Annotated in this window: 23 protein-coding genes; 15 read left to right on the plus strand and 8 right to left on the minus strand. The window is 72.1% G+C overall.

Annotated elements, in window-relative coordinates:
• Window positions 1–110 precede the first annotated feature (110 nt).
• From AB0F40_RS17265 to AB0F40_RS17285, 5 genes are all read left to right on the plus strand, one after another.
• Entirely contained in the window at window positions 111–827 is a 717-nt protein-coding gene (locus AB0F40_RS17265; protein WP_357469982.1) for an FMN-binding negative transcriptional regulator, read from the plus strand.
• Window positions 824–2,467: an amidohydrolase family protein gene (locus AB0F40_RS17270; protein WP_357469984.1), complete on the plus strand. Its 1,644-nt coding sequence runs from the start codon at window positions 824–826 to the stop codon at window positions 2,465–2,467. The genes AB0F40_RS17265 and AB0F40_RS17270 overlap by 4 nt, the downstream gene beginning before the upstream one ends.
• Window positions 2,468–2,648: 181 nt before the next feature.
• Entirely contained in the window at window positions 2,649–2,912 is a 264-nt protein-coding gene (locus AB0F40_RS17275; protein WP_357469987.1) for a ribbon-helix-helix domain-containing protein, read from the plus strand.
• Window positions 2,909–3,052, plus strand: a complete 144-nt coding sequence (locus AB0F40_RS17280) for a hypothetical protein (protein ID WP_357469990.1) — start codon at window positions 2,909–2,911, stop codon at window positions 3,050–3,052. Before AB0F40_RS17275 ends, AB0F40_RS17280 begins: the two co-directional genes overlap by 4 nt.
• Entirely contained in the window at window positions 3,049–3,549 is a 501-nt protein-coding gene (locus tag AB0F40_RS17285; protein ID WP_357469993.1) for an HIT family protein, read from the plus strand. The genes AB0F40_RS17280 and AB0F40_RS17285 overlap by 4 nt, the downstream gene beginning before the upstream one ends.
• Window positions 3,550–3,636: 87 nt before the next feature.
• Here the strand turns inward: AB0F40_RS17285 and AB0F40_RS17290 are convergent, their stop codons facing one another.
• The 5 genes from AB0F40_RS17290 to AB0F40_RS17310 are packed head-to-tail and all read right to left on the minus strand — an operon-like array spanning window position 3,637 to window position 7,962.
• Window positions 3,637–3,999, minus strand: a complete 363-nt coding sequence (locus AB0F40_RS17290) for a DUF202 domain-containing protein (protein ID WP_357469996.1) — start codon at window positions 3,997–3,999, stop codon at window positions 3,637–3,639.
• Entirely contained in the window at window positions 3,996–4,355 is a 360-nt protein-coding gene (locus tag AB0F40_RS17295) for a DUF202 domain-containing protein (protein ID WP_357469999.1), read from the minus strand. Before AB0F40_RS17295 ends, AB0F40_RS17290 begins: the two co-directional genes overlap by 4 nt.
• Window positions 4,352–5,362, minus strand: a complete 1,011-nt coding sequence (locus AB0F40_RS17300; protein WP_357470002.1) for a formylglycine-generating enzyme family protein — start codon at window positions 5,360–5,362, stop codon at window positions 4,352–4,354. The genes AB0F40_RS17295 and AB0F40_RS17300 overlap by 4 nt, the downstream gene beginning before the upstream one ends.
• Window positions 5,363–5,399: 37 nt before the next feature.
• Window positions 5,400–6,182: a GntR family transcriptional regulator gene (locus AB0F40_RS17305; RefSeq protein WP_357470005.1), complete on the minus strand. Its 783-nt coding sequence runs from the start codon at window positions 6,180–6,182 to the stop codon at window positions 5,400–5,402.
• Window positions 6,166–7,962 carry a gamma-glutamyltransferase gene (locus AB0F40_RS17310; protein ID WP_357470069.1) on the minus strand — a complete coding sequence of 599 codons (1,797 nt, stop codon included), beginning with the start codon at window positions 7,960–7,962 and terminating at the stop codon, window positions 6,166–6,168. Before AB0F40_RS17310 ends, AB0F40_RS17305 begins: the two co-directional genes overlap by 17 nt.
• Window positions 7,963–8,385: 423 nt before the next feature.
• Between AB0F40_RS17310 and AB0F40_RS17315 the strand changes: the two genes are divergently transcribed.
• From AB0F40_RS17315 to AB0F40_RS17335, 5 genes are all read left to right on the plus strand, one after another.
• Window positions 8,386–9,030: an ABC transporter permease gene (locus AB0F40_RS17315; RefSeq protein ID WP_357470008.1), complete on the plus strand. Its 645-nt coding sequence runs from the start codon at window positions 8,386–8,388 to the stop codon at window positions 9,028–9,030.
• Window positions 9,027–10,265 carry an ABC transporter ATP-binding protein gene (locus AB0F40_RS17320; protein WP_357470011.1) on the plus strand — a complete coding sequence of 413 codons (1,239 nt, stop codon included), beginning with the start codon at window positions 9,027–9,029 and terminating at the stop codon, window positions 10,263–10,265. Before AB0F40_RS17315 ends, AB0F40_RS17320 begins: the two co-directional genes overlap by 4 nt.
• The gene (locus tag AB0F40_RS17325) at window positions 10,265–11,089 is read left to right on the plus strand and encodes an ABC transporter permease (protein ID WP_357470014.1); all 825 of its coding nucleotides are present in this window, start codon (window positions 10,265–10,267) and stop codon (window positions 11,087–11,089) included. Before AB0F40_RS17320 ends, AB0F40_RS17325 begins: the two co-directional genes overlap by 1 nt.
• 73 nt (window positions 11,090–11,162) lie before the next feature.
• Window positions 11,163–12,107, plus strand: coding sequence for a glycine betaine ABC transporter substrate-binding protein (locus AB0F40_RS17330; RefSeq protein WP_357470017.1), 945 nt, complete (start codon window positions 11,163–11,165; stop codon window positions 12,105–12,107).
• Window positions 12,108–12,212: 105 nt separating this feature from the next.
• Window positions 12,213–13,544, plus strand: a complete 1,332-nt coding sequence (locus tag AB0F40_RS17335; RefSeq protein WP_357470021.1) for an Nramp family divalent metal transporter — start codon at window positions 12,213–12,215, stop codon at window positions 13,542–13,544.
• 87 nt (window positions 13,545–13,631) lie between these two features.
• Here the strand turns inward: AB0F40_RS17335 and AB0F40_RS17340 are convergent, their stop codons facing one another.
• Window positions 13,632–14,816, minus strand: a complete 1,185-nt coding sequence (locus tag AB0F40_RS17340) for a glycosyltransferase (protein ID WP_357470024.1) — start codon at window positions 14,814–14,816, stop codon at window positions 13,632–13,634.
• Window positions 14,813–15,745 carry a hypothetical protein gene (locus AB0F40_RS17345; RefSeq protein WP_357470026.1) on the minus strand — a complete coding sequence of 311 codons (933 nt, stop codon included), beginning with the start codon at window positions 15,743–15,745 and terminating at the stop codon, window positions 14,813–14,815. The genes AB0F40_RS17340 and AB0F40_RS17345 overlap by 4 nt, the downstream gene beginning before the upstream one ends.
• A gap of 127 nt (window positions 15,746–15,872) precedes the next feature.
• Here AB0F40_RS17345 and AB0F40_RS17350 point away from each other — a divergent pair, with 127 nt between their 5' ends.
• Genes AB0F40_RS17350 through AB0F40_RS17360 form a run of 3 tightly spaced genes read left to right on the plus strand, consistent with a single transcriptional unit; the run spans window position 15,873 to window position 19,193 of the window.
• Entirely contained in the window at window positions 15,873–16,892 is a 1,020-nt protein-coding gene (locus AB0F40_RS17350; protein ID WP_357470029.1) for an alpha/beta hydrolase, read from the plus strand.
• 11 nt (window positions 16,893–16,903) lie between these two features.
• Complete coding sequence (locus tag AB0F40_RS17355) at window positions 16,904–17,965, plus strand: glycosyltransferase family 1 protein (RefSeq protein ID WP_357470032.1); 1,062 nt, start codon at window positions 16,904–16,906, stop codon at window positions 17,963–17,965.
• A 40-nt stretch (window positions 17,966–18,005) separates the two neighbouring features.
• Window positions 18,006–19,193, plus strand: a complete 1,188-nt coding sequence (locus tag AB0F40_RS17360) for an acyltransferase (RefSeq protein WP_357470034.1) — start codon at window positions 18,006–18,008, stop codon at window positions 19,191–19,193.
• 27 nt (window positions 19,194–19,220) lie between these two features.
• On the opposite strand, the gene AB0F40_RS17365 is transcribed toward AB0F40_RS17360, so the two are convergent.
• Entirely contained in the window at window positions 19,221–20,048 is an 828-nt protein-coding gene (locus AB0F40_RS17365) for an RDD family protein (protein WP_357470037.1), read from the minus strand.
• A 68-nt stretch (window positions 20,049–20,116) separates the two neighbouring features.
• On the opposite strand from AB0F40_RS17365, the gene AB0F40_RS17370 reads away from it, so the two are divergent.
• The gene (locus AB0F40_RS17370; protein ID WP_357470040.1) at window positions 20,117–21,106 is read left to right on the plus strand and encodes a stage II sporulation protein M; all 990 of its coding nucleotides are present in this window, start codon (window positions 20,117–20,119) and stop codon (window positions 21,104–21,106) included.
• 110 nt (window positions 21,107–21,216) lie between these two features.
• Window positions 21,217–22,434: a hypothetical protein gene (locus AB0F40_RS17375; RefSeq protein WP_357470043.1), complete on the plus strand. Its 1,218-nt coding sequence runs from the start codon at window positions 21,217–21,219 to the stop codon at window positions 22,432–22,434.

Here is a 22,434-nt window from a genome sequence, read left to right on the forward strand (position 1 = left end):
GCCTTACGCGCAGGTGGAGAGCGGGTGACGCCCAGGTCTCGACCTCACCCGCCCGGCCTGCCGCCGTCGGCAGGTTCCACGCGGAGTGCCCGCGGTGGTTCGATGGCCCCGTGATCGACACCCGCGACTACGAGATCGAGGACGAGGCCCGCGTGCGCGACCTGGTCCGCAACCATGGCTGGGCCACCCTCGTCTCGGTGGCCGACGACGGAGCTCCCGTCGCCTCCCACCTGCCGGTCCTGCTGGAGGACGCGCCGCAGGGGGAGCCGATGACCTTGCTCAGCCACGTCGGCCGGCCCGACGAGGTGCTGCACCGGCTGGACAGCGGCCGCGAGTCGCTGCTGATCGTGCAGGGCCCGCACGGCTACGTGTCGCCGGGCTGGTACGACCTGACGCCGGCCGTGCCGACGTGGAACTACATCGCCGTCCACCTGTACTGCGCGGTCGAGCTCCTCGCGCCGGCGGAGTCGTACCGGGTCCTCTCCGAAACCGTCGACCGGTACGAGTCGGTCATGCCGCAGCCGCTACGCCTGCCGCACGTGGAGGAGTACGCCCGGCGCATCGCCAAGGGTGCGGCGGGGTTCCGTCTGCGGGTGACCCGGTGGCAGGGCAAGGCCAAGCTGAGCCAGGACAAGCCCCGTGCCGTCGCCGAACGGGTGATCGCAGCGCTGGAGGCGGACCCGCACTACGCGCAGCCGGCGCTCGCGGCCGAGATGCGCGCGGAGCTCGGCAGGGGCCCCGACGGCCCCGGCGAGGGTCCGGTCGTCGGTCCGGCGGGCGGTTCGGCCGGGGGCTCGGCCGGGGGCTCGAGCGGCGGCGAGAGATGACCGGGACGGACGGCGTGCGCGGCCCGGCCGAGCCGCTGCTGCTGACCGGCGCGCGCCTCGTCGGGCACACCAAGCCCGTCGACCTGCTGCTGCGGGACGGCCGGGTGCGCGCGGTCGCGCCGTCGGGCACGCTCGCCGGCGGTGACCTCGGCTCCCTGGCCGCAGCCGGCCGGGGTCAGGGAGCCGGGCCGGTGGAGCGCCTCGACCTGGACGGCCGTACCGTCCTGCCCGGCCTCTGGGACAAGCACGTGCACCTCACGCAGTGGGCGCTGGTGCGTCGTCGGCTCGACCTGTCCGGCGCGCGCTCCGCGGCAGAGGTCGTCCGGCTCGTACGTGACCGCCTCGCCGACGGTCCGCCCGAGCAGGGCGCCGCGCTGGTCGGCTTCGGTTTCCGGGACGGACTGTGGCCGGACGTTCCCACGGCAGCGATGCTCGACTCCGTGGCGGGCTCCGTCCCCGTCGTGCTCATGTCCGGCGACCTGCACTGCGCCTGGCTCAACAGTGCCGGGCTGCGCTTCGTCGGCGTCGGCTCGCACCCCACCGGGTTGCTGCGCGAGAGCGAGTGGCTGCCGTTGTCCGCCGTCGTCGACCGGGTGGCCGACGACCTCGCCGACACCTGGGTGGCCGACGCCGCAGCTGCCGCGGCGGCCCGGGGCGTGGTCGGCGTCGTCGACCTGGAGATCACCGACAACCTCACGGCCTGGCACCGCCGGTTCGCGGGTGGGTTCGACGCACTGCGGGTCCGGGCCGGGGTCTGGACGCCCTGGCTGGACGACGTCCTCGCCGAAGGGCTGCGCACCGGTGACGTGCTGGCCGGCACCGGGGGCCTGCTGGAGCAGGGGCCGTACAAGGTGGTCACCGACGGGTCGCTCAACACCCGCACCGCCTACTGCCACGACCCGTACCCCGGACTGGCCGGGCCGGAGGCGCACGGGATCCTGTCCGTGCCGCCGGAGGACCTGGTCCCGCTCATGAAGCGCGCCCATGACGGCGGTCTGCACTGCGCGATCCACGCGATCGGCGACCACGCCAACGCCCTCGCGCTGGACGCGTTCGCCGCCACCGGCGCTCGCGGCTCGGTCGAGCATGCTCAGCTCCTCGACTCCGCCGACCTGGCCCGGTTCGCCGAGCTCGGCGTGGTCGCATCGGTCCAGCCCGAGCACGCCATGGACGACCGCGACATCGCCGACCGGCACTGGCCCGGCCGCACCGGCAGGGCCTTCCCGTACGGGGCCCTGGACGCGGCCGGCGCCGTGCTCGTCCTGGGATCGGACGCGCCGGTCGCCCCGCTCGACCCCTGGATCGCTGTCGCGGCGGCGGTCAGCCGGTCCCGGGGCGGACGTGCGCCCTGGCACCCGGAGCAGCGGATCGGGCTGCGGACCGCGCTCGAGGCCTCGACGGACGGGCGCGGGCTGTTCCCGACGGCGGGCGGGCCGGCGGACCTCGTGGTGCTGGACGCGGACCCGCTCGTGGCAGGGTCCGGTGGCGGGTCCGGCGTCGGCGGGTTGGGCGACGGTGGGTTCGACGGCGACGGTGGGTTCGACGGCGGCGGTGCGGACGCGGACGCCGCGGACGCGCTGCGGCAGATGCCGGTGGCGGGCACCCTGCTGGCGGGCCGCTGGACCCACCGGCTGTTCTGAGGCCTCGACCGCGTCTGTCGACCCCAACGCACTGCACGCGACACGCCGACGAAGAGGTGCAGGGTGTAGGGGTCGCGGGCGACGAGCCACGGCAGCGACGTCGGAGCACAGGGGCGTCCACAACGTGAGCGCCATGGGCACCACCTGTTGACCGGCAGGTATTTATGTATACGATATTCCCATGACCGACAGGAAGCTCCGCGGGCAGGCGGTGAGCGAAGAACAGATCCAGGCGTGGGCCGAGGAGGCCGAGGCTGGCTATGACGTGACCAGGCTGCGCGGCCGCGGCCGCCCCCCCGTCGGCGACGGGCCAGGCGAGGTGGTTCCGGCCCGGCTGGACGCTGCGACGCTGGCCGCGCTGGACCGGCAAGCCAAGGCTGAGGGACTGGCGAACAGGTCCGAGGCAATCCGTGCGGCGGTGCGTGCCTGGGCGCACGTCGCGTGAAGCTGCACGATTCGGCCCGTAAGCACTTCAAGCGAGACCGGCTGACCGAGGTCGGCGTTCTGCGCGCCGCCGAGCAGCCCGCCTACCGCGCAGCGCTGGACGACGAGGACGATCCGCGGCGCTGGCTCCTGGGTGTATGAGCGGTCGAGCAGTCGCACACGGCGTGCGGCATGAACCGAACGGGTACCGGTGCCCGTTCTGCCTCCTGCAGCAGGGAGCGTTCGACGAGCGGAACCAGCCGGCCGACGTCGTCGGCGTGACTGCCCTGGCCTACGCGCGCATCGCGCCGAAATGGTGGCCGGCCAACCCCGGCGGGGTCCTGGTGATCCCCCGCGCGCACCATGAGAACCTGTACGACCTGCCGGACGAGGTCGGGCACGCGGTCTGGGACCTGACCCGCAGTGTCGCAGCAGCGATGAAGAAGGCCTACCGGTGCGACGGGGTGTCGACACGGCAGCACAACGAGCCCGCCGGCGACCAGGACGTCTGGCACCTGCACGTACACGTCTTCCCGCGCTACGAGGACGACCAGCTCTACCTGCGGCACCTCGGCGCCGCCTCCGTGCCCGCCGTCGACCGGGTGCCCTACGCCGAGCGGCTCCGGGAGTCCCTGAACCTCCCGACGACGTTCGCCTGACCCCCGCCGTCCGGGGCCCCCGCGAAGTCCGGCTTGAGAATGACCTGGGGTACCGAATCCGGCCTGGACTGGTACCCCAGGTCATTCTCAAGCCGGACCGCCTCGCAGAGTGCTCAGGATCAGGTATGCCGCGCAGGCGATGCCCAGGACGAGCGCGGCAGCGGTGGCCAGGGCGATCGGGGCGGCCCCGTGGTCGAGCGAGCCGGTGCTGTGCAGCGCGGTGTTGGCCCTGCGGTAGCCGACGGCGGCGGCGACGTAGGCGGCGACCGCGAGCCCCGCCCCGGCGACGCCCGCGAAGACGGCGAGGACGCCGGCGGTCTCCACGGTGAAGCGCATGGCGACGAGGCTCGCGACGCCGAACGAGAGGCACGTGCGGCGCCAGGCAAGGAGCGTGCGCTCGGTCTGGAGCCCCGGATCGTAGACGCCGTGCTCGTCTGCGGCCCCGCTCATACGAACAGCCCGATCGTGACGAGGACGACGGCGACGACGATGCCCACCACGAGCAGCCCCCCGACGGCGAGCCCCGGGAGCGGCCGGCCCTTGCGCAGCGCCGACTCGGTGGCGGACCAGCCGAGCCAGGCCTGCACGGCGGCGATCGTGCCGAGGACGAGGAAGACGCCGGCAGCGGCCAAGCGCCAGCCGGTCGCGGCGGGCAGCGAGAGCGCTTCGAGCGCGAACGCGCCCGCGTACAGCCCGAGCGCGGTGCGCAGCCAGGCCAGGAACGTGCGCTCGTTGGCGAGGCTGAACCGGGGGTCAGGCTCTTCGCCGTCGCGGTAGACGCGCTGGGGGAATCTCTTCGCGCTCATGCCCGTGCGCCGGTGGGGCTGAGCGCGACGGTGCGGAAGCCGGCGTTACCCATCGAGGAGTCGGGGGTGTTCGACGACCGCGCGGAGTTGCGGTAGCGGTTGCAGTACGAGAGGTGGCACAGATAGCTGCCGCCCCGGAGGACCCGCACCGCGCCCTGCTCCGGACCCGGCGGGTCGGCCGCGGGGGAGCCCTGGTAGTAGCTCGGGTCGAACCAGTCCTGGCACCATTCCCAGACGTTGCCGACGGGCTGCCGGAGGCCGTAGCCGTTGGGCTCGAAGCTCCGCACCGGAGCGGTGGTGAGCCAGCCGTCGTCCAGGGTGTTCACCCGCGGGAACGTGCCCTGCCAGATGTTCGCGCGCCATCCGCCGTCATTGACCTCTGCGTCGCCCCAGGGGTACTTGGCGCGGTCGATCCCGCCGCGGGCCGCGTACTCCCACTCGGCCTCCGTCGGCAGGCGTCGGCCGGCCCAGGCGCAGTAGGCGACGGCGTCGTTCCAGCTGATGTGGGTGGCCGGATGGTCGTCGAGCCCCTCGACGCTCGAGCGAGGGCCACCGGGGTGTGCCCAGTCGGCGCCGCGCACGCCGAACCACCACGGGGCGCCGCTCGGCTGGCCCATGACGTCGGCGGGGTCGGCCGCCACGGCGAGGTGGAACACGGCAGAGAAGCCGAACGTCTCCGCCTCGGTGCGGTACCCGGTGTCGTCGACGAAGCGTGCGAAGTCCGCGTTCGTGACGGTCGTCGCGTCGATCTCGAACGCGTCGAGCGTCACCTCGTGCAGCGGGACCTCGCCGTCGGCGGCGTTCCGGTCGCCCGACGAGTCGCCCATGGTGAAGGTCCCGGCCGGGATCCGTACCTGTTCGACGCCGTGCCTGCCGTCGGCCGGTGTCGCGGCGGTGGCACCGGCGTCGTCGACCGGGCGGGTCCCCAGCTGCACGAACGCGTCCCGCCCCGGAGTACCGCAGCCGCAGCCGCAACCCTCGTGCTCTGCCCCGGTCTGCTCGCTCATGATCACGTCCCCACCGTAACCGCGTCGGGCGCCCGGCCTACCGCCGGCCCGTCGGCCGACGCTCCTCCACCGTCGCCGCGACCACCGGGTCGGAGCTCGGTGTCTCGATGCCGTACCGCAGCAGGTAGCCGATCCGGGACTCCCGCACGTGCGCGGCCATCAGGGCGGCGGCGCGCTCGCCGTCGCCCGCGTCGATGGCGCCGACGATCACCCGGTGCTCGGGCCAGAGCCGCTTGCCACGGGGCTGCACCTCGGCGGCGTAGAGCCACTCGATCTTCCACGAGAGCTGGCGCAGCAGCCGGGTCATGGTCGCACTGCCGCTGAGCTCGGCGATCCTGAGGTGGATCTGGTCGTTGAGGGCGACCAGCGGGTCCAGGTCGTCGGCCGCGACGTGCGCGTCCCCGGCGTCGAGCAGGGCGGCGATCTCCCGGCGGACCCGCCACCAGTCCTCCGGGCTCTCCTCGCCCGACCAGAGGGCGGCGGCCCGGCGCGCCGCGCGGCGCGCGGTCGACACCTCCAGGGCCTCGCGTACGGCGAAGAGGTCGTCGGCGTCGTGCACCGGGATGGGCGCCACCCGGGACCCCACGTGGGGCAGCGAGTCGATGAAGCCCTCGCTCTCCAGTCCCCGCAGCGCCTCGCGGACCGGGACCCGCGAGACGTCGTAGCGCTGGGCGAGCGAGGTCTCGGTGACGCGGGCGCCCGGCGTCAGCACCCCGGCGATGATGTCCCGCCGGATCGCGTCCTGGACCGACGCCGGACGCCCCGCCCCGGCGGGAAGCGGCCCGCCCGTCCCAGCGGCGGGCTCAGCGCCCTGCGGCATAGCCCTGCGCGCCCCTCGGGTTGGCGGCGGCCCCCAGCAGTCCCGTTGCCGGGTCGCGGGTCACCGCCGACAGGCGCCCGAGGGCCCAGTCTCCCGCGCGGGTCACCACGTGGCCGCGCCGTTCCAGGCCGGCGATGACGGCGTCGCCGAGCCGGTCCTCCACGACAGCGCCGCCGGGCGTCCAGGTGCGGGGCCAGAACGACCCGGGGAACGACGTCGTGTGCAGCGCAGGCGCGTCGATCGCCTGCTGCGGTGTGTACCCGCCGACGAGCACGCGCAGCAGGAACAACAGCTGCCACTGGTCCTGCTGGTCGCCGCCCGGCGAGCCGAGCGCGAGCACGGGCTCTCCGTCGCGCAGCACCAGCGTGGGCGTGAGCGTGGTGCGCGGCCGTCGTCCGGGCACGAGGGCCGACGGCGACGCCTCGTCCAGCCACGTCATCTGCAGCCGCGTGCCCAGGCAGAAGCCGAGGCCGGGCACCGCGGGTGAGGACTGCAGCCAGCCGCCCGACGGCGTCGCGGAGACCATGTTGCCCCAGCGGTCGACGACGTCGATGTGGCAGGTGTCGCCGCGCGTGGCACCGGTGTGCTCGGGGGTGTCGGGGGCCTCGACCGTCGGCTCGCCTACCCCGGCCGCCGCGCCGCCGGTCGGGGCGCCCGGCAGGGACCCGATCGGGGCGCTGCTGGCGTACTCGGTGCGCAGGGCCGGCACGGGCGGCGTGGGCCGGCCGGGCACGGCACCGGGGCGCACCTCGTGGCTCGCGGAGCCCGTGACGAGCGCTCGGCGCTGAGCCGCGTAGTCCTCGCTCAGCAGGTAGGTCAGCGGCACGTCGTCCGCAGCGGGGTCGCCGTACCAGACGTCGCGGTCCGCCAGCGCGAGCTTCTGCGCCTCGAGGATCGTGTGGGCGCCCAGCTCGGTGGACGGGTCGAGCGCGGCGTCGTCGAAGCCCTCCAGGATCTTGCACGCGGCCAGCAGCGCGGGGCCCTGCCCCCAGGAGCCGGTCTTGGCGATCGTGTACCCGCGGAACGTCACGGTGGTCGCGTCCTCGTAGGACGCCTCGAAGGCCGCGACGTCGGCGGCGGTCATGACGCCCGCGTGGTCGCCGCCGTCGGAGTGCCGGTGCGGGGTCCCGACGAACTCCTCGACGGCCTGGCCGACGCGCTCGCGCCAGGTGGCGCGGCCGAGGTCGATGGCCTCCTCGCGGCTCCCGGCGGCAGAGCCCGCGGCCACGACGGCGTCCAGCAGGTCGGCGTACTCCGGGTTGGTGACGAGGGTCCCGGGGGCGGGCGCCACGCCGTCGGGCAGCCAGCGCGCGGCCGAGGTGGGCCAGTGGTCCTGGAACAGCTCGGCGACCATGGAGATGGTGGAGCTGACCCGGCCGAGCAGCGGATGTCCGTCGCGCGCGTAACCGATGGCGTAGGCGAGCACGTCGGCGAGGTCCCACGTCCCGTGGTCGCGCAGGAGCAGCAGCCAGGCGTCGACGGCGCCCGGTACCGCCGCCGCCAGGGCACCGGAGCCCGGGACGAGGTCCAGCCCTTCGGCCCGGTAGTGCTCGATGGTCGCGCCGGCGGGCGCCGGTCCCTGGCCCATCAGGACGCGGGGCGCCGACGGCGCTTCGGCGGTGACGAAGACGCCGGTCATGTCGCCGCCGGGCCCGTTGAGGTGCGGCTCCACGACATGCAGCACGAAGGCCCCTGCCACCGCCGCGTCGAAGGCGTTGCCGCCCCGTTCGAGCACGGCCTGGGCGCTCGCAGTGGCGATCCAGTGGGTGGAGCCCACCATCCCGAACGTGCCCTGGAGGTCGGGTCGGGTCAGCGGTGCGGGCGGAGGGGTGAACGACGAGGTGCCGGCGGTCGGCGACGGAGTGCGCACTGGAGAATCCAATCAGGGTCGGACGGGACGATTGAATACAATCATTCTCTGCACGGACCCGATGTATGCAATGTGTGGCCGTCTTGTTCAGCCACCGTGTCGAGCCTCAAGGCGACGCGTTGAGGCGCTGTTGAGCGGCGTTTTGGCGTGAGCTCCGGGGGCGGTGCGGCTCCTGAGGGTCTCGTGACCGGGAACGATCTCACCTTACGATCGGGTCACAGATCGGGCTGCTGACAGTCATCCGGGCCCATCGGTGCGCGGGGCACCCGTACCGTGGGCGCCGCGCGAGCCGCCACGCTGCGGACCGCAGCACCCCCTACGTAACGAGCCTTTGTGACCTTTGCCGAATACCTGACACGCAACTATGACAACCTTCTGGAGCTCGGCCTCGAGCACCTCAACCTGGTCCTCGTCTCCATGGGGATCGCGCTCGTCGTGGGCCTGCCACTCGGGATCGTGGCCCATCGCAACGGGTTCCTGCGCAACCCGATCCTCGCCGGCGCAGGGTTCTTCCTGACCCTGCCGTCGCTGGCGCTCTTCTCGATCTTCATCCCGGTGCTCGGGATCGGTGCGCCTCCCGCGATCGCTGCCCTGAGCCTGTACGCGCTCCTGCCGATCGTGAGCAACACGGTCACGGGGCTCGCCTCGGTGAGCCCCGCGGTGGTCAAGGCGTCGCAGGGCATGGGCATGACCGGCTTCCAGCGCCTGCTCAGGGTCGAGCTGCCGCTGGCCTGGCCGGTGATCCTCACCGGCATCCGGGTCTCCACGCAGGTGGTCATCGGGATCGCCGCCATCGCAGCCCTCGTGGGCGGCCCGGGCCTCGGCACCGAGATCTTCCGGGGCCTGCGTTCCCAGGGCAACGCGAGCGCTCCCAACCTGGTCTACGGCGGCACGCTCGGCGTCATCGTGCTGGCACTCCTGCTCGATGCCGCCTTCGTCCTGATCCGCCGACTCACCACTTCGCGAGGTATCCGATGACCACCACCGAGACGATGACCCAGGCCGGTCCGACGGGAGCCGACGCCAAGCCGATGATCGAGCTCGTCGGCCTCACCAAGCGGTTCTCCGGCACGGCAGAGGCAGCGGTGGACGGGCTCACGCTCACGGTCAACGAGGGCGAGATCACGGTGCTCGTCGGGCCGTCCGGCTGCGGCAAGACCACCTCGATGGAGCTGATCAACCGCCTCATCGAGCCGACGTCGGGCCAGATCCTCATCGACGGCGAGGACATGACCCATACGAACCCGGACGAGCTGCGCCGGCACATCGGGTACGTGATCCAGGAGACCGGGCTGCTGCCGCACCGCACCATCGCGCAGAACGTCGGCACCGTGCCGAAGCTGCTCGGCTGGGACAAGAAGCGCATCGCCGCACGCGTGGACGAGCTGCTCGAGATGGTCGGCATGGACCCGGCCACCTACCGCGACCGCTACCCCAAGGAGCTGTCCGGCGGGCAGCGTCAGCGCGTCGGCGTTGCCAGGGCGCTGGCTGCCGACCCGCCCGTGATGCTCATGGACGAGCCGTTCGGTGCCATCGACCCGATCACCCGGGAACGCCTGCAGAACGAGTTCCTGCGACTCCAGCAGCAGGTCCGCAAGACCATCATCTTCGTCACGCACGACATCGACGAGGCGCTCAAGATGGGTGACCGCATCGCCGTGCTGCGCAACCAGTCGCACATCGCCCAGTACGACACCCCGGAGAACCTGCTCACCAGTCCGGCCGACGACTACGTGTCGGACTTCATCGGGACAGGTGCCTCGCTGAAGCGGCTCAACCTGAGCCGCGTGCGGGACATCGAGATGGCGACGGACGCGCCGACGGCAAGCCTCTCGACGCCGGTGGCCGAGGTGCGGGCCGCTCTGCTGGCCTCCAGCTGGACGTCCCTGCTGCTGCTCGACGCCGCCGGCCGCCCCGCCCGATGGGTGAACGGCCGGGACCTGGTCCGGGCTGAGAAGGGCACGGCGCTCACGGACCTGGGCCTGCCGGTCGAGGCGATCGTGGAGCCCCACGCGACGCTGGCCGACGCGCTCGACGAGCTCATCGCCTCCAACGTGGGCTGCACCGTGGTGGTCGACGGGACCGGCGCCTACCAGGGGGTCGTGGACCTGGAGACCATCATGACCGTGGTCAGGACGGTCCGGGACGAGTACGAGCGGTTCCATCTCGCGCAGAAGCTCGCCGGGAAGCCGACCGACGGTCAGGTGCACTGATGGCGGGCACCGCACTGGCCGCACAGGCGCCGCCAGGTCCGTCGGGCACACCCGGTGTGTCGGGTACGTCCGGCACGCCCGGCAGGGCCGGGAGCCGGCGCGGCGGGTCGCCGCTGACCTGGTTCGGCATGCCCGTGCTGCTCGCGGTGATCCTGGGCGGCACGTATCTCTGGGTGAGCTCGCTCGAGCTGGACTCGATCGAGCAGCGCACGCTCAACGCCGAACAGCTGACGCAGAGCACGATCGAGCACCTGCACATGACCGCGGTCTCGACGGCCATCGTGATCGTGCTCGCGATCCCGCTCGGCGTCCTGCTGTCGCGGCCGTTCGCCCGGCCCGTGGTGCCCGCTGTGCTGGGGCTCGCGAACATCGGCCAGGGCGTGCCGTCGTTCGGGCTGATCACGATCGTCATCCTCTGGACATCGCTGGGCTTCTGGCCCATGATCATCGGCCTCGTGGCCTGCTCGACGCTGCCCATCCTGCGCAACACCATGGTGGGGCTGGAGCAGGTGGACCGGACGGCCGTCAAGGCGTCGCGCGGGATGGGGATGTCACCGCTGCAGGTGCTCCTCAAGGTAGAGCTCCCGCTGGCCTTCCCGGTCATGATCGCCGGCATCCGTACCGCACTGATCATCAACGTCGGCACCGCGGCCCTCGGCACGTTCTTCGGCCAGGGCGGGCTCGGCTTCATCATCTACAACGGCATCACCCTCAACCGCACGCCCGTGCTCATCACGGGTGTGGTCCTGGTCTCGGCGCTGGCGCTGCTCGTCGACTACCTGGCCGGCGCGCTCGGCCGGCTGCTCGCCCCACGGGGCTTGTGAGCGAACGCCCCTGGCGGGCACCACGAAGCAGCGCTATCGAAGAACAACGCTCTGGAAAGGAGCATTAATGCGCATGAAAAAGGTATTCGCGACGGCAGGCGTGGTCACGGTGTCGTTCAGCCTGGCCGCCTGCGGCGGCAGCGACAACGCTGCGTCCGCGACCGACGGCGCCCTCGCCGGTGCCGAGATCGTCGTCGGGTCCAAGGACTTCGACGAGCAGCTCGTCCTGGGCAATATCACCAAGCTCGCGCTGGAGAACGCCGGCGCCACGGTGGACGACCAGATCAACCTCGGCGGCACCGACGCGGCGCGCGCCGCGCTGATCTCCGGCGACATCGACACGTACTGGGAGTACAACGGCACCGCCTGGATCAGCTTCTTCGGCGAGACCGAGGCGATCCCGGACCGCATCGAGCAGTACGAGGCCGTGCGGGACCGCGACCTCGAGGAGAACCAGCTGGTCTGGATGCAGCCGGCGGAGTTCAACAACACCTACGCGCTCGCGTTCCCGACCGCAGCCGCGGAGGAGCTGGGCAACCCCACCAAGCTCTCCGACCTGGCCGGCCTCGTCGCCGACGACCCGGACGCCGCGACGGTCTGCGTGGAGAACGAGTTCTCCACGCGCGACGACGGCCTGCCGGGCCTGGAGGAGGCCTACGGGATCGAGTTCCCGGACGACAACGTCACGGTGCTCGACACCGCGCTCGTGTACACGGCTGCGGCGGCGCAGGACCCCTGCAACTTCGGCGAGGTGTTCACCTCCGACGGTCGCGTGGCCTCGCTCGACCTGACGGTCCTCGAGGACGACAAGGGATTCTTCCCCCTGTACAACCCGAGCCCGGTCTTCCGCGAGGAGGTCTACGAGGAGTACGGCGACCAGCTCGACGAGATCTTCGACCCGATCTCGGCCGCGCTCACCCAGGAGGAGATGACCATGCTCAACGAGCGCGTCTCCGTCGACCTGGAGCAGCCCGCTGACGTGGCCGAGGACTGGCTGACCGAGCAGGGCCTGCTGTAGGTCCCCGGCTCCCTCGCGCGCCCGCGCCCGCGCCCGCCGCTCCCGGCGGGACGGGACGCGGGCGCGTCTCTTTCCGCTGGGTGAAACCGTGAGTACAGTCTCGCCATGGAAAAGGACAATGAGGTCACTTCACAAGGCACGGCCGGGGGGCCGCCGACGCCGGGCGGTGGGACCGCCGCCGGGTACGACGGGTCCCTCGAGAAGCCGCGCTGGAAGATCGTCGGCCCTGGCCTCATCGTCGCGGCCACCGGCATCGGCGCCGGTGACCTCGTCGCCACGATGGTCGCGGGCAGCGCCTACGGGTACGCCCTGCTGTGGGCGGTGATCCTCGGTGTCGTCATCAAGATCGTGCTGGTCGAGGGTGCGGGACGCTGGACGCTCTCGACCGGCCGCACCATCTTCGACGGCTGGAAGTCGCTGGGGCTGTGGGCCGTCGTCTACTTCGGCATCTACGTGGTGATCTGGGGCTTCAGCTACGGCGCCGCCGCGATGTCCGGCGTCGGCCTCGCGCTGAACGGCCTGTTCCCGGGTGTCGACGTGCGGTACTGGGCGATGCTCGCGGGAGTCGCGGGCCTGCTGCTCGTCTGGTTCGGCAAGTACAAGCCGTTCGAGAACGTCATGGCGGTCCTGATCGGCGTCATGTTCGTGACCGTCGTGGGCTCGGCCATCATGACGACGCCCAACCTCGGGGAGATCGCCGCCGGCCTGGTGCCGATCATCCCGGAGGGTGCGGTGCTGAACACGCTGGGCCTCGCGGGCGGCGTCGGCGGCACGATCACCCTGGCCGCCTATGGCTACTGGCTCACCGAGAAGGGCTGGGACACGCCCCGCTGGATGCGCGTCATGCGGCTCGACAACGCGTGGGCGTACGTGATGTCAGGCATCTTCGTGGTGTCGATGCTGATCGTGGGCGCCGAGCTCCTGTTCTCCGCCGGGATGGCCGTGGCCGACGGCGAGGAGGGGCTCATCGACCTCGCCGACGTCCTCTCGCAGCGGTACGGGGCGTTCATGGCGCCGCTGTTCCTCGTCGGGTTCTTCGCCGCGACGTTCTCGTCGATCCTCGGTGTCTGGCACGGCGTGTCGCTGATGTTCGCCGACTTCGTCGCCACCATGCGCAACCTGCCCAGCGACGACCCCCGCCGCGGCGCGGGCGGCACCTACCACCGCGCGTACATCCTGTGGCTGACGTTCCCGCCGATGGCGCTGCTGTTCCTCGGCAAGCCGATCCTGCTCGTCGTGATCTACGGCGCGCTGGGCTCGCTGTTCATGCCGTTCCTCGCGCTGACGCTGCTGATCCTCATGAACTCCAAGGCGGTGCCGCCGCGGTGGCGCAACCGGTGGTGGGTCAACGTGATCCTCGTCCTGGTGGCTGCGATGTTCCTGTTCCTCGGCGGCAACCAGCTGATCAAGGCGGTAGCGCCGCTCTTCGGCGGCTGACCCATCCACCGACGTGTCAGACCCTCAGGTCACTCCGGTGGCCTGAGGGTCTGACCCGTCCCGGAGGTTCTGACAGGTCGGAACCGGTCAGGCCGCCGCCGGGGCCTCGCGCATGCTCCGGACCTTCTCGTAGATGCCCTCGAACGCGTCGAGGGTGCCGTCCACGGCGTGCGCCGCGACGAGCTCCCGGCTGGCCGCGCCCATCCGGCGGCGGAGGCCGGCGTCCGCGAGGAGGTCGCTCAGCCGGTTGGCCAGCTCGCGGACGTCACCGGGGGTGTAGAGCCAGCCGTTGACCCCTGGCCGCACGAGGTGGGGCAGCGCCATCGCGTCGGCGGCGACCACCGGCAGGCCCGAGGCCATCGCCTCGAGGGTGACCAGGCTCTGCAGCTCGGCCACACCCGGCATGCAGAACACGTCCGCCCGGGAGTAGGCGGTGAGCAGCTCGTCGTCGGGCACGTACCCGCGGAACCGGACGCGGTGCGAGACGCCGGAGGTCGCGGCGAGCTCCGCCCACTCCTCGGCCTTCGCGCCGGTGCCGACGATCTCGAGCCGACCGGGCAGGTCCGCGGGCAGCAGGGCGAAGGCGCGGATGATCTCGTCGACCCGCTTCTCCTGGTCCAGGCGGCCCACGAACAGGACGGTGGGCTCGGCGCGCCCGTCCCGGACGGTGGTCGTGTACCGCTCGGTGTCGATGCCGTTGGACACCGGGACCGCGTGGGTGAGGCCCGCGTGCTGCGCGAGCAGGTCGACGGCACGCGGGGTGGGGGCGGTGACGACGTCGGCCTTCGCGTAGACGCGCCCGATGTCCTGCCAGGCCCAGCGCCCCACGGCGCGGTGCATCGAGCTCGGCACCATGAGGTAGCCGACGATGTTCTCCGGCATCAGGTGGTTGGTGGCCACCAGGGGAAGGCCCTCGCGGTGCGCGGCGTCGACCAGGGCGCGGCCGACGATGAAGCTGCCGTTGGTGTGCACGACGTCGGGCCGGACCTCGTCGAGGATCTCGGTGACCGCCCGGCGCGTCTCCCACGGCAGGCACACGCGCAGGTTGTCGTGCGACCGGTAGCGCCGGGACCGCAGCCCGTGCAGCACCACGCCGTCGCGCACCTCGCGCACCGGCGCGCCGGTCGGCGACGGTGCGACGACGTGCACGTCGTACCCACGCCGGGCCAGGCCGGTGGCCAGGCTGCCGGCGAACCGGGCCGCGCCGTTCACAGCGGGCGGGTAGGTGTCGGCGCCGATCAGGATCGTGCGGAAAGTACCGGGCAGGTTCACTGTGCTGTACCTCTCGATGGTTCGGGAAGTCTCGAAGGGTTGGAACGCGCCGCGCGAGCCGCTACGGCGTCTGGATGAAGCCGGGCAAGGACGAGGACCCCCACGGCCGCGGCGACCGCCGCGCCGCCGAGGAGGAACCAGGTGGCGACGGGCGTCTCAGCGCCCTCGCCGAGGAGCAGCGCGCCCAGGAGGACCGCGACTATCGGGTCCACGACGGTGAGGCACGCGACCACCACCTCGGGCGGACCGGACGGGTACGCCTGCTGCACGAGCCAGCCGCCCACGACGAGGGCGACGACGGCGCTCGCGGCGGCACCGAGCACCGTCGGCTCGTACCAGAGGGAGCCGGCCGTGAGCTCCTGGAAGATCACCCGCATGAGGGCGGAGAGCAGGCCGAACGCGGTGGCCCCCGCCGTCGCGCACGCGACGCAGCGGAGCCAGCCGCCGACCGCCAGGCCCGCGGTCGCGAGGGCGAGCACGACACCGCCGACGACGAGGGTGGTCGGCAGCGTGGATCCGGGCGGCGGTGGACTGCCGGTGCTGCCGCCCACCGACGCGGCGACGAACACCGCGACGCCGGCCATCGTCAGCACGACGCCGAGGATGACGCTGCGGCTGGGCGGACGCCGGGACCGGAGCGAGGAGAGCAGGACCGCCACGGGCACGGCGAGCACCCCGATCGGCTGGACCACGCGGAGCGGAGCGAGCGCGAGCGCTATGGCGTGCACGATCGTGCCGCCCCCGGCGAGCCCGAAGCCGGCCAGCCAGCCCGGACGCCGGGCGATCCTGGCGAGGCGGCCCAGGGAGAGGACCCGTTCGCGGGGGAGTGGCTGCCCGTAGAGATCGGCCACCTCGCGGTGCTGCAGGACGGCCGCCCCGGCGAACAGGGCGGCGCCGAGCACTGCGAGGGTGATCGCTATGGCTTGCATGGGTCAACGGTGACGTAAGGATGCCCTTCTCCGCCACCAGGTTTCCCCCCGGGATCGCATGGGGGTTTACCCCCATCTTTCTCGGCCCCCTCCCGCGTTGGCCACAGACGTGCTTAGGGTCAGCGCGATGAACACCGACACGCACTCGCGCCGCCGCGCCGAGCCGCCGCACGATCCACCGCACAAGGCATCGTACGAGTTGCCGTACGCGGCGCTCGTCGGGGGCACGCCCGTTCGCTCCGCTGACCTCGAGGTTCGCGGCGTCCGCGCGCACGTCCGGGTGTACGGCGCCGAGACTGCGCCGCGCCGCATGGTGTTCCTGCACGGGCTCCGGGGCGACCACCACGGACTGGAGCCGATCGTCGCTCACCTCGTCCAGGCGCGTCCTGACCTGCAGGTATGGGTGCCCGACCTGCCGGGGTTCGGTGCGTCCGCACCGCTGCGGGACCGAGCGCACGACGTCGCCGGCTACGCCGCGTGGACGGCCGAGCTGCTGGCCGCCGTCGCGCCGGAGGGCGACGTCGTGCTCGCCGGTCATTCCTTCGGGTCGATCGTCGCCGCCGCCACCGTGGCCGCCCCGGTCGGCACCGGACCGGGGCTCCGGCCCGCGCCGTCCGTGCGGGGTCTCGTGCTGGTCAACCCGATAGCGACGGCCGCGCTCGACGGCCCGCGCCGGGCGATGAGTGCCGTCACGGTCGGGGTGCACCGGCTGGCCGCCGCCCTGCCCGAGCGGGCCGGGACGGGCCTGCTGCGTCACCCGTTGTTCACCCGCATCGCGAGCCTCGCCATGGTCACCTCGACCGACCGGGAGATGCGGCGCTGGATCCACGCGGAGCACGATCGGTACTTCTCCGGGTTCGCCGATCGGCGCACCCTGCTGGAGGCCTTCCACGCCTCCGTCGGGACGGACGTCGCCGCCTACGCCCCGCGCATCAGTGCGCCGACGCTGCTGGTCGCGTCGGAGAACGACGACGTCGCGCCGTTGCCGTCCCAGCGGGTCCTGGAGTCGACGCTCGCCGACGCACGGCTGGTCGTGATCCCGCGGGTCGGGCACCTGGCGCACTACGAGGCCCCTGGTGCCGTGGCCCGTGAGACCGCCGGTTTTCTGGCCGCGCTGGAGCCCGCCGCCGGGCGGGATGAACAGTGAGGGAAGATCGGATGAAGATCGTCGTCGACTGCCGGTATCTGCGGGTCGGCCGGCACGACGGCATCAGTCGGTACACCGCGGGGATCGTCACCGCGCTGGCCCGGCTGCACCCGGTCGAGGTGCTGGTGAACGACGAACGCCAGCTCGACCACCTGCCCGACGGGCTGCCGTGGCACCTGGTGAGCGCCCCGACCAGCTGGCGCGAGCCGTTCGTGGCACGGCAGGTGCGGCGCACGGGGGCCGACGTCGTGTTCAGCCCCATGCAGACCATGGGGACGTGGGGACGGGACTACCGCGTCGTCCTGACGCTGCACGACCTCATCTACTACCGGCACCCCACACCGCCACGGAACCTGCCCGCTCCGGTGCGCCTGCTGTGGCGCCTGTTCCACCTCGCCTGGTGGCCGCAGCGGCTCCTGCTGAACCGCGCGGATGCCGTGGTCACCGTCTCCGAGACCACCCGCGACCTCATCGCGCACCACCGGCTGACCCGGCGTCCCGTGACGGTGGTGCCGAACGCGTCCGATCCGGTGCCCACCCGTCCGGGCGGCCGGTCCGAGGCGTCGCGCACCCGCTCGCTCGTCTACATGGGCTCGTTCATGCCGTACAAGAACGTGGAGCTGCCCGCGCGCGCCATGGCGCAGCTGCCCGGGTGGGAGCTGCACCTCATGAGCCCGGTGACGCCCGAGCACCGGGCACGGCTGACCGAGCTGGCCGGCACCGGCACGCTCGTGTTCCATGACGGCGCGTCCGACGAGGTCTACCGCGACGTGCTGGGGAGCGCGACGGCGCTCGTCTCCGGCTCAAGGGACGAGGGTTTCGGGCTGCCGCTGGTGGAGGCGATGGCGCTCGGCACGCCCCTGGTCGTCAGCGACATCCCCGTGTTCCGTGAGGTGGGTGGTGAAGCGGGCGCCTACGTCGGTCCCGACGACGTCACGGGGTTCGTCGCGGCGGTCCGAGAGCTCGACGACGCCGAGACGTGGGCCGAGCGATCGGCGGCGGCTCAGGTGCGCGCGGCATTTTACGACTGGGACGCTTCCGCGAAAACGCTTCTTACACTTCTGGTAGGGTGAAGTTTGACCGTTACCGTTCTGTGATCTAAGGTCTGCGGCGATGACCAGTCACCACAGCACGTCCGCCACCTTGCCAGAGGCGCCCTCCGCACCCGCGGTCGGCAAGGACCGGAAGCCCTCCGGTCGGCTCGTGGGGATCGACGGCCTGCGCTTCGCGGCGGCGGCTGCTGTGCTGCTCTACCACTTCACGGCGACCTCGACGGTGACCGGGTACTGGGGCGTCGACCCCGTGGACGCGTTCCCGCTGCTCAACGAGGTCACGCGGTACGGCTGGCTGGCGGTCGAGCTGTTCTTCATGATCTCGGGGTTCGTGATCCTGCTCAGCGCCGACGGCCGGGGCGTCGCGGGCTTCGTCGCTTCTCGCGTGGGCCGGCTCTTCCCGGCGTACTGGGCCTGCATCGTCCTGACGGCGGGCCTGCAGCAGGTGTGGTCGGGCGGGCGCCGCACGAGCCTCACGGAGACCCTGGTCAACCTCACGATGGTGCAGGACCTGTTCCAGGTCACCGGCGTCCAGGTCGTGTTCTGGACCCTGCTGGTGGAGCTGAAGTTCTACCTGCTCGTGTTCGTGGTGCTGGCGTTCGGCCGGCTCACGCGTAACCGCGTGCTCGCGTTCGCCACGCTCTGGCCGCTCGCCGGCTGGGCCGCCCAGGAGCTCGGCGCCCAGTGGCTCACCGACTGGCTGGTACCGAACTACGCTCCGTACTTCGCCGTCGGCATGCTGCTGTTCCTCGTCTACCGCGACGGTTGGGACCTGGTCAGCGGCCTGCTGCTCGTCGGGGGAATCACCCTGTGCGTGATGCGGGTCCTCGACGCCGCAGGCCGGGCGTCGGACCTCCAGGGCGTGCCGGTGAGCCCCGTCATCGCCGTGATGCTCATGCTGGCGAGCGTCGCGGCCGTCTGGGCGACGACCCTGCCAGGCCCGACCGTCCCGCCCCGGCGGGTGGCGGCCGTGCTCGGCACGGTCGGTGCCCTGACCTATCCCATCTACCTGGTGCACACCCAGTTCGGCTACGCCGTGATCGACCTCCTGGCCCACGAGACCACCCGCACCGTCGCGCTGTTCGCGGCGGGTGGGATCAGCCTCGCCCTGGCCGCGGTGATCCACTACGGCGTCGAGCGCCCGACGGCGACCCGGCTGCGCCGGGCGGTGCAGGCCGGGCTGTTGCGCGGCTCGGACGCCCTGCGCTCGCGTGGCCTGCTGCCCACCACGGACCACATCCGGACCTGAGGTCTCGGGCTGCGGGTCAACCAGCCGTCAGCGCGGCGGGTCCGCCACCGCGAACGGCAGGCGGTGCAGCAGCTCCGCCTGCTCCTCGGCCCGCTTGCGCTCGCGCTGACCAGCGCCGAGCTCACGGTCGCGACGCTCGGCGAGGACGGCGTGCAGGAAGGCCTCCGGGTGGGTGCCGGGCGGCGGACCGGGGGCGACGTAGCGCTCGATCCGGCCGGCGAGGTCGTCGGCGAGCCGGGCGCGGGAGTCGGGTGCGAGCCGGGCGGCGCGGCCCAGGAGCTGGCGGGCGGCCAACGCCAGCCCGTCCGGCAGCCTGCGCATGTCGGCAGTGTGGGCCCACGAGGCCAGGGCCTGCGGCATCACGATCGGTGCCGACAGCGGCTTGCCGCCCCGCACCCGTACCGCGTACGTGCCCGCGGCGAGATCGCCGAGGCGCTTGCCCTTCGCGTTCGACAGCGACGCGATGGCCGCGATGCCGCCGAACGTGAGCCACAGCTCGATCACCCCGACCAGAGCGCGCACCAGTGCGTGGCGGAACCGGACGGGCCCGCCGTCGTCGCGCACCACCCGGATGCCGCAGGCGAGCTTGCCGACGGACCGGCCGCGGGACAGCGTCTCGACGGTGACCGGCACTCCCACCATGACCACGACGGTCGCGACGACATAGATCACCATCGCGATGTCCTCGCCCAGCACGGCGTTCTCCAGGAACCAGATGCCGCCGACGATCAGCGCGACCCAGATGACGGCGCCGATCACCAGGAAGTCGAGCATTGCGCCCATCGCGCGGGTGATGAACGACGCGGGGCGTGCGTCCAGCACCACGCCCTCGCCGATGACTATGCCGTCCTGCACGGTTCCTCCGGTCGGGATGTCGGGGCCTTCGGGGTCACGCCGTATCTCCTGTGCGGCAGACTACCGTCGTGGACATCGACGCCTTCACCGCCGTGCACGCCGCAGAGTGGGACCGCCTCAAGGAGCTCTCGTCCCGGCGCCGCCTGGACGGCGCCGAGGCCGACGAGCTGGTGCGCCTGTACCAGTCGGTCGCCACGCACCTGTCGACCGTCCGGTCGGCCGCGCCGGACCCTGCGCTGGTCACGCGCCTGTCCGACGTCCTGAACCGTGCTCGCACCCGCATCGCCGGCACGCACGAGCCGGCCTGGCGCGAGGTCGTGCGGTTCGCCGTGGTGTCGCTGCCCGCGGCGTTCTACCGGATCCGCTGGTGGTCGCACGCGGTGACGGCGGCCTGCCTGCTCGTGGCGATCGTCGCGGGCGTCTACATCGCCACGGACTCCGCCGCGCTCAACGACATGGCGACGCCGTCGGCGCAGGAGGACTACGTGAACAACGCGTTCGCGTCGTACTACGACCCCGGCATCGGGTTCGCCGCGGTGGTGTGGACCAACAACGCATGGATCGCCGCCCAGGCCGTCGGCGGCGGCATCACGGGGTTCTTCACCCTGATGGTGCTCTGGCAGAACGCGGTGAGCATCGGAGCCACGGGCGGCATGATGGCTGCCCACGGCGAGCTCGACATGTTCCTCACGCTCATCGCCCCGCACGGCCTGCTCGAGCTGACCTGCATCTTCGTCGCGGGTGCCGCCGGGCTGCGGCTCTTCTGGACCCTGATCGATCCCGGGCACCGCAAGCGGTCGGTCGCCATGGCCGCCGAGGGCCGCGCCCTGATCACGACGGTCATCGGGCTCGCGGTGGCGCTCGGGGTCTCCGGTCTCGTGGAAGGCTTCGTCACCGGGTCCGAGATGTACTGGTGGCTCAAGATCGTGATCGGCATGATCGTGCTGGCCGGCTTCTGGACCTACGTCTATGTGCTGGGCCGCCGCGCCGTCCGTGCCGGCGCGACGGGCGACCTCGCCGAGCACGACGCCGGCGCCACGGTGGTCACGGCTGGGTGACAGTTGCGCGGAGCGACCGACGCGCGCGAAAAGCGCGGCCTGGTGTCAGCCCCGCGTACTAGGGTTGCCGCGCAGGCACGACTTGAGACGACAACCGGGAGCACGCCCCCATGACGACGCCCGAGAGCGCACCCGACCAGCCGGCGCAGCCGACGCCCCCGCAGCCCGGAGGGTCCCAGCCCGCCGGCTGGGGCGAGCCGCCGCGGTACGGGCAGTACGCGCCCGGGTACGACCCGGCAGCGCCACCGGCCCAGGACCAGCCGCAGTACGGCACGCCGCAGTACGGCACGGCGCAGGGTGAGCAGGCCGCGCAGTACGGTCAGAGCCAGTACGGGCAGTACTCCCCGTACACCTCGCAGGTACCCGGCTACCGCCCGCCGGCGGACAAGCCCGGCATCGTCCCGCTGCGCCCGCTCAGCCTGGGCGAGCTGTACGACGGCGCGTTCGGCGCCGTCCGCCACAACCCGGGCGTGACGCTGGGCCTGACGGCGATCATCGTCGTCATCGCCGTCGCCCTCGGCACGCTGGTCAGCATCCCCCTGACCACCCTGTTCACCGACATGTTCGCGGACCTGTTCGGGGAGATCGGGTCCGACCCGGCCTTCGACGACCTCGGCTTCACGCAGGACGTCCTCGGTGTGACCTACGGGTCGCTGCTCGGCACCAGCCTGCTGCTCATGTTCGCCACACCGCTCGCCATGGGTGTCATGGCGATCTCCGTCAGCGACTCGGTGATCGGCCGCAAGATCTCGGTGTCCGCCGCCTGGCACCGCGTCGGCAAGCGCGCCTGGTTCCTCATCGGGTTCTCGCTCCTCAGCACCGTCGCGGTGCTCGTGGCGTACGCGCTGGCCGTCGGCATCATCGCGGGGCTGTTCTACGTGGACCCGACGCTCGGCGTGATCGGCCTGTTCCTCGTGCTCGCTGCCCTTCTGGTGGTCGGCGTGTGGGTGTTCACCCGCCTCCTCCTCGTCCCGCCGGCGCTCGCCGTCGAGGGTGGCGGCTTCTGGACCACGGTTCGCCGCGCGTGGAAGCTGACGCGCGGCACGTTCTGGCGGCTGCTCGGCATCTACCTGCTGACGTCGATCATTCTGAGCATCATCGGCCAGATCGTCGCCTTCCCCGTCGGCATGTTGATGGGCGTGTTCATGGCGACCGCGAACAGCGCGGCCCTCGCGGTCGGCTACGGGATCACCTACGTCATCACCGGCGGCATGACCGTGCTGTTCCTCGGTGGCGTCATCGCTCTGCTCTACATCGACACCCGGATGCGTCGCGAGGGACTGGACGTGCAGCTGCAGACCGCGGCCGCCACCGCGGCGGACCAGTGA

This window comes from Promicromonospora sp. NPDC023987 (assembly GCF_040639055.1).
GTDB lineage: Bacteria > Actinomycetota > Actinomycetes > Actinomycetales > Cellulomonadaceae > Promicromonospora.